Source organism: Nostoc sp. UIC 10607 (assembly GCF_047228265.1).
GTDB classification, from domain to species: Bacteria; Cyanobacteriota; Cyanobacteriia; order Cyanobacteriales; family Nostocaceae; genus Nostoc; species Nostoc foliaceum_A.
Map to the genome: position 1 here is coordinate 1 of NZ_JBIQNW010000199.1, position 1,002 is coordinate 1,002.

The 1,002-nt window shown below is 63.8% G+C and carries 2 protein-coding genes; one reads left to right on the plus strand and one right to left on the minus strand.

Features of this window, described 5'->3' with window-relative positions:
- Positions 1–322 (minus strand): hypothetical protein (locus ACEYW6_RS36350; protein WP_412983629.1); only part of this gene is annotated, 322 nt, incomplete at its 3' end.
- A 231-nt stretch (positions 323–553) separates the two neighbouring features.
- On the opposite strand from ACEYW6_RS36350, the gene ACEYW6_RS36355 reads away from it, so the two are divergent.
- The coding region (locus ACEYW6_RS36355; protein ID WP_412983630.1) for a phytoene desaturase family protein at positions 554–1,002 on the plus strand (449 nt) is incomplete at its 3' end.

The following is a 1,002-nucleotide window of genomic DNA, read 5'->3' on the forward strand; positions in this document are numbered from 1 at the left end:
CGGCGATACCGAGCGGCAAGGCGAAGACCGCCACAATCGTCACAACGAGATGCACGGCGACCGACACGCGGCCCGGCACGAATTTGGTCAACACATGCGCGTAGGCGTAGCCAGCCAGCAGCATCGCCTGAAAGAACACCATCGCCACCGACCAGACCGCCGGAGAGCCGCCGAGCCGCGGCAGCACCATCTTGGTGAACAACGGCTGCACCGAAAACAGCAGCAGCGCGCTAACGAAGATTGCGGTTGTATAGACGACCAGGACCAGCCGGTTCCGGCTTTCGGAAGGCTCCGCCGAGACGGACGAATCGGAAGCAGTCATCAAAACTCCGGCTGAAAACCGGCGGGCGCCGGAGGCAGGATCCGGCAGGGGCTGCCGGAGCGCCGCAATGGAGCATAGGGCGACACGGCGGGCAATGCGGGTTAAGAAGCGTCATTCCGGCGCGATGCGCAGCATCGAACCCGGAAGCTCGAGATTCCGGGTCTGGTCCTTCGGACCGTCCCGGAATGACGAATTCAAAACCATTCAAACCTTTTTGAAACTGAAGCTGGCATGAACGAGACGGACGTTGTCATCATTGGGGCGGGGCATAACGGCCTCACCTGCGCGGCCTATCTCGCAATGGCGGGCTTGCGCGTAAAAGTTGTCGAACGCCGCAAGGTGGTCGGCGGCGCGGCCGTGACCGAGGAATTCCATCCCGGCTTCCGCAATTCGGTGGCGGCCTACACCGTCAGTCTCCTCAACCCGCAGATCATCGCCGACTTGAACCTGGCCGAACACGGCCTGCGCATCGTCGAGCGTCGCGCGCAGAACTTCCTGCCCGCACCCGACGGCAGCTATCTCCTGACCGGTGAGGGCCGGACCCGGCAATCGGTGGCAAAGCTCAGCCAGCGCGACGCCGTCGCGATCGATGCGTTCTCGCGCGAACTCGAGGCCATCGCCGACGTGCTGCGCCAGTTCGTGCTGCGCGCGCCGCCGAACCTCGTCGAGGGATTTGGCAT